The following is a 5,889-nucleotide window of genomic DNA, read 5'->3' as shown; positions in this document are numbered from 1 at the left end:
ACCCGGTCGCCGCCTCCTACGCCGACCGCGTCGTCTTCCTCGCCGACGGCCGCATCGTCGACGAACTCCACAACCCCACCGCCGACACCGTCCTGGACCGCATGCGCCGCTTCGACGCCAAGGGCCGCACCAGCTGACACACCGGCAGCCGCAGCCCCGTCCGAAGTCACCCGCCCCCGAGTACTCCCAGGACTGACACTCCCCCATGTTCCGCACCGCACTGCGCAATGTGCTCGCCCACAAGGGCCGACTGCTGATGACGGTACTGGCCGTCATGCTCGGCACCGCCTTCGTGGCCGGCACGCTGGTCTTCTCCGACACCTTCGGCAACGCACTCAGGACCCAGAACTCCAAGAGCTACACCGACATCGCCGTCACGGTCAGCGACCGCGAGGCCGCCGGCGCTGCCGCCTTCGGCCACGGCAGCGGCAACGGCAGCGGGGCCGCCACCGGCCCGACCCTCACCGAGGAGACCCGTACGAAGGTCGCCGCGCTGCCCGGCGCCGCCGATGTCCGCGGCGTGGTGAGCGGCTTCGCCGGCATCGCCGACAAGAAGGGCGCGCTGATCGGCAACGGATTCTCCACCACCGGCACCAACTACGTGCCGGGCGCCGACGGCACCGACCCGCGTTACCCGTTGGTCGAGGGCCGCGGCCCGAAGAACGCCACCGAGATCGCGCTGGACACCAAGACCGCCGTCAAGGGCGGCTACAAGGTCGGCGACACCGTCCGGGTCGCGGTCAACGGCCCGGTGATGCAGCTCAAGCTCACCGGCACCGTGCACACCAACGACCCGCGCGTGGTGGCCGGCGGCTCGCTGGCCGCCTTCGACACCGCAACCGCCCAGCAGCTCTACCTGAGCCCGGGCCGCTTCGCCGAGCTGGACGTCAAGGCGAAGCCGGGCACCGACGACACCGCGCTGCTCACCGCCGTCAAGCAGGCCGTCCCGCAGGGCGACTTCATCGAGGCCAAGACCGGCCGCGAGCTCGCCGACGAGCAGGACGAGATGATCAGGAAGGGCACCACCTTCCTGACCACCTTCCTCATGGCCTTCGCCGGCATCGCGCTGTTCGTCGGGATCTTCATCATCGCCAACACCTTCACCATGCTGGTCGCCCAGCGCACCAAGGAGCTGGCCCTGCTGCGCGCCGTCGGCGCCACCCGCCGCCAGATCACCCGCTCGGTGCTGGTCGAGGCGCTGCTGGTCGGCCTGACCGCGTCGGTGACCGGTCTGCTGGCGGGCATCGGCATCGCCGTCGGGCTCAAGTCGCTGCTCAACGGCCCGATGGACGCGAACCTGCCGGACGGCCCGCTGATCGTCGCCCCGACCACGGTGATCGCCGCGCTCGCGGTCGGCGTGCTGGTGACGGTACTGGCCGCCTGGCTGCCCGCCCGCCGGGCCTCCCGGATCGCCCCGGTGGCGGCGATGAGCTCGGCCGAGCAGCCCGCCACCCAGAAGGGCCTGCGGGTCCGCAACATCATCGGTCTGCTGTTCTCCCTGGTCGGCGTCGCCTCGCTGGCGGCCGGCGTGGGCGGCAAGGAGGTCAAGCTGGTCGGCCTCGGCGCCGGTGCGCTGCTGATCGGCGTGTTCGTGCTGACCCCGCTGCTGTCCCGGCCGCTGATCACGCTGATCTCCCCGCTGCTGCGCGCCCTGTACGGCGCGCCGGGCAAGCTGGCCAAGGAGAACGCGATCCGCAACCCGCGCCGCACCGCCGCCACGGCCTCGGCGCTGACCATCGGCGTCACCCTGATCACCTCGCTGACCGTGATCGGCGCCTCGGTGAACCAGGCGGTGGACAGGCTCACCGCGACCGACCTCAAGGCCGACTACACGATCGCGATGCAGAACTTCTCCTCGCTCTCCCCCGAGATCGCCACCCAGATCGCCAAGGCGCCCGGCGTCAGCGTGGTGAGCGCCGAGCGCAGCATGTCCGTCGGGATCGGGCAGAACGGGGAGGACAGCGAGTGGATGACCGCGGTGGACGCCGCGACCATCGACCAGCTGGCCACCGTCAAGGTCACGGAGGGCTCCGCGGACGCCCTCAAGCAGGGCAGGCTGCTGGTCAGTTCGGGCCGCGCCAAGGCGGCCGGGTACAAGGTCGGCGACACCCTCGCCGTCACCTACCCGGACGGCGTCAAGGGCTCGCTGACCGTCGGCGGCATCCTGGAGGCCAACACCGCGCTGGCCTCGATCGTCGCCCCGGAGGCCGTGGTCGGCCCGCACGCCCAGCCCGGCTCCGGGCTGGAGAAGATCCTGGTCAAGGGCACGAACGGCGCGACCCCCGAGCTGAAGCAGGCGCTGCGCGACGCGTCCGGCGGCAACCCGCTGATCGCGGTCAAGGGCGCGAAGGAGATCAAGGCGGAGAACCGCCAGATGGTCACCGGGATCCTGAACATGATGTACGGCCTGCTCGGCATGTCCGTGGTCATCGCGGTGCTCGGCGTGGTCAACACCATGGCGATGTCGGTCTTCGAGCGCCGCCGGGAGATCGGGATGCTGCGGGCGGTCGGCCTGGACCGGCTCGGCATCCGCCGGATGGTCCGGCTGGAGTCGCTGCTGATCGCGCTGTTCGGCGGGCTGGTGGGTGTCGGCCTCGGCATCCTGGTCGCCTGGGCGGGCGTGCGCACGCTGGCGGACAGCCTCAAGGGCATCACCACCGTGGTGCCGCCGCTGCAGATCGCCGGCTACCTGCTCGCGGCCGCCGTGATCGGCCTGCTGGCCGCGATGTGGCCGGCCTACCGGGCGTCCAAGATCGACATCCTGGACTCGATCAAGAGCCAGTAACGTCCGGAAGTACGGAAGCCGGGAGCCCCCGGGGCGGTTCTCAGAACCGCCCCGGGGGCTCCGTCATGTCGTCAGCCGGACATCGTCAGTCGGAACGCATCAGGTGAGAACCATCAGTTGAAGAGCACCTTCTCGTTGTTCGGCTGCAAGGTGCCGGTGGTCAGCCCGGCGGCCGAGACCAGCAGCTGGCCGGCCGGCTTGCCGTCGGTGCCGAGCACCTCGGCGGTGACCGGCGTGGTCTCGTCCGGCGCGGTGACCTGGAGGCCGGTGAGCACGTGGCAGGTCGAGTCCGACGTGTCGCAGACGCTCCACTTGAGGCCCGCGTAACCGGACTTGTTGGGCTTCAGGGTGACCAGCACCGCCGGGCCGGGGTGCGCATCGCGGTTGGCCGACAGCGCGTCGGCGCTGTTGTCGGCCTTCAGACCGCCGAAGCCCGGGTAACCGTACAGGGTGCAGTTGTGGTCACTCTTGTTCTTGATCGTCAGCATGGCCGAACCCGCGCCCTTGATCTGCACGGTGGCGGTGATCTCGTCGCTCTTGCACCGCGAACCGGCCGCCTGGCCGGCCATCGGGTCACCGGGGACGGTGGCCCCGGCGACGCTCGCCTTCGGGTCGCCCGGCTTGTCGTCCGTGTACTTCACGTCGTCGCACGCGGTCAGCAGTACGGTCGCCGCGAGGGCCGCAACACCGGCGGCGACTAACCTGGCAGGCCTGCGAACGGTCATGTTCCCCCCATGGGTGGGTAATGGCATGGAGCTGTCACGCTTAGTACGAAGGTCGTGGCGGAACGGTTCCACTGGGGCTGCGGTTTGTCAGAGCTGGCCGCTTTTCTCCTTCTCCTGACTGGTTTCGGCCGGAACGGGCGAGAACCAGCGAGAATCAGCGCCGCACAAGCGCCGTACAAGCGCCGCACACAAGCGAGAACCGCCCCGCCCGGCGGGTGCCGGGCGGGGCGGTCGCGGTGCCGAAGCGCCGGATCAGGCGGCCGACTTGGCGGCCACCGGCTGGGCGGGCTTGGCCTTGCCGCCGCCGAAGAGGTTGAAGAACACGGCCAGCGTGGGCAGCAGGTAGAGCAGCCAGACCACCAGCTGGAGCACCGTCGGGTCCGGCTGGAAGTTGAACACGCCCTTCAGCAGGGTGCCGTACCAGCTGTCCTTGGGGATGGTGCTGGAGATGTCGAAGGCCACGCTGTGCAGGCCGGGCAGCCAGCCGGCCTCCTGGAGGTCGTGCACGCCGTACGCGAGCACCCCGGCCGCGACCACGACCAGCATCGCGCCGGTCCAGGTGAAGAACTTGGCCAGGTTGATCTTCAGTGCGCCGCGGTAGAACAGCCAGCCGAGCACCACCGAGGTGAGCAGGCCGAGCGCGGCGCCGACCAGCGGGTTCCAGCCGTCGCCGGTGGCCTGGACCGCGGTCCAGATGAACAGGGACGTCTCCAGGCCCTCGCGGCCGACGGCCAGGAAGGAGGTGACCACCAGGGCCGCGGTGCCCATCGCGATCGCCGCGTCCAGCTTGCCGTGCAGCTCGGACTTCAGGTGCCGGGCGGTGCGCCGCATCCAGAACACCATCCAGGTCACCAGGCCGACCGAGATGATCGACAGCGAGCCGCCGAGCGCCTCCTGGGCCTCGAAGGTGAGCTGCGAGGAGCCGAACTGCAGCACCGCGCCGAAGGCCATGGAGAGCGCCACGGCCGAGCCGACGCCGATCCACACCGGCGGCAGCTTGTCCTTGCGGTCGGTCTTGACCAGGTAGGCGATCAGGATGCAGACGACCAGGCTGGCTTCGAGACCTTCGCGCAGGCCGATCAGGTAGTTGCCGAACACGCGGGCTCCTGGGGGTGTAGAGGTGGTACGAGGGGGTTGCGAGCGGGTCAGCCGAACAGGGCCTGGCCCCACCACTCCCCCGGCTTGCGCACGCCCGCCGGGCAGGCGAAGTGGGCGGACCCGACGTGCTGGATGTACTCGTTGAGCTTGTCGCTCGCCGCGAGCTTCTGCTGGAGCGGGACGAAGGCCTTGCGGGTGTCGCGCTGGTAGGCGAGGAAGAACAGCCCCGCGTCCAGGCGGCCGAGGCCGTCGGTGCCGTCGGTGAAGGAGAAGCCTCGGCGCAGGATCATCAGGCCGCTGTTGGCGTCCGGGTGGGCGAGCGCGACGTGCGAGGTCGCGGGCATCGCCTTGAGGTCCGGCGCGTCGTGCTCCTTGCCCTTGCCGTACGGGGCGCCCTCGCCCTTGGTGCGGCCGAAGGTGTCCTCCTGGTCCTTGAGCGAGGCGCGGTCCCAGGTCTCGATGTGCATCCGGATCCGCCGGGCGACCAGGTAGGATCCGCCGGTCATCCACTCCGGGCCGTCGCCGGGGGCGGCCCAGACGTGGTCGGCCAGCTTGGCGGTGTCGGTGCCCGCGATGTTGTGGGTGCCGTCCTTGAACCCCATCAGGTTGCGAGGGGTCTGCTCGTCCGGGGTGGTCGAGGAGGTCTTGCCGAAACCGAGCTGCGACCAGCGGATGTTGACGGTGCCCATGCCGATCCGGGCCAGGTTGCGGATCGCGTGCACGGCGACCTGCGGGTCGTCGGCGCAGGCCTGGACGCAGAGGTCGCCGCCGCTGCGGGTCGGGTCGAGCTTGTCGCCCTTGAAGTTCGGCAGGTCGATCAGGGCCTCGGGGCGCTTGGCCTGGAGGCCGAAGCGGTCCACGCCGTCCTTCTCGAACAGGCTCGGGCCGAAGCCTATGGTCAGGGTGAGCCGGGAGGCGGGCAGGCCGAGGGCCTCGCCGGTGTCGTCCGGCGGCGCCTCCGGCGAACCGGGCACCGCGCCGGTGCCGACCTCGCGGCCGCCGGTCATCGCGGCGGCCGCCTTGGTCCACTCCTTGAGCAGCTTGACCAGGGACTCCCGGGTGGCCTTCTCGGAGACGTCGAAGGCGGCGAAGTGCAGCCGGTCCTGGACCGGGGTGGAGATGCCCGCCTGGTGCTCGCCGTAGAACGGCACCTCGGCACCGACCGGGGCGGCCACCGGGACGACGTCGTCCTGCCGGGTCGCCGCGGCGACCGAGCCGACGGCCGCGGCGCCGAGTGCGACGCCCGCACCGGCCCAGCCGATGACGGCGCGCCGGCTGACC

The 5,889-nt window shown here is 70.7% G+C and carries 4 protein-coding genes and 1 pseudogene; 2 read left to right on the top strand and 3 right to left on the bottom strand.

The window, feature by feature from the left end:
* Together KS423_RS36605 and KS423_RS36600 are read left to right on the top strand one after the other, a co-directional pair.
* A pseudogene (locus KS423_RS36605) lies at positions 1-137 on the top strand (ABC transporter ATP-binding protein); the annotation flags it as partial.
* Positions 138-205: 68 nt separating this feature from the next.
* Entirely contained in the window at positions 206-2,785 is a 2,580-nt protein-coding gene (locus tag KS423_RS36600; protein ID WP_224284058.1) for an ABC transporter permease, read from the top strand.
* Positions 2,786-2,898: 113 nt separating this feature from the next.
* Here KS423_RS36600 and KS423_RS36595 read toward each other — a convergent pair whose 3' ends face one another.
* The 3 genes from KS423_RS36595 to efeB all read right to left on the bottom strand — a co-directional run.
* Positions 2,899-3,510, bottom strand: a complete 612-nt coding sequence (locus KS423_RS36595; RefSeq protein WP_224284057.1) for a DUF4232 domain-containing protein — start codon at positions 3,508-3,510, stop codon at positions 2,899-2,901.
* Positions 3,511-3,762: 252 nt separating this feature from the next.
* Positions 3,763-4,608 (bottom strand): iron uptake transporter permease EfeU, encoded by an 846-nt coding sequence (gene efeU / locus KS423_RS36590; protein WP_224284056.1) that lies wholly within the window; start codon positions 4,606-4,608, stop codon positions 3,763-3,765.
* A 47-nt stretch (positions 4,609-4,655) separates the two neighbouring features.
* A partial coding sequence (gene efeB, locus KS423_RS36585; RefSeq protein ID WP_224284055.1) for an iron uptake transporter deferrochelatase/peroxidase subunit occupies positions 4,656-5,889 on the bottom strand: 1,234 nt, incomplete at its 5' end.

The sequence above is a fragment of the Streptomyces sp. LS1784 genome, from assembly GCF_020103755.1.
In the GTDB taxonomy this organism is placed as follows: domain Bacteria; phylum Actinomycetota; class Actinomycetes; order Streptomycetales; family Streptomycetaceae; genus Kitasatospora.
This window is presented reverse-complemented; position numbering and strand designations above follow the sequence as displayed.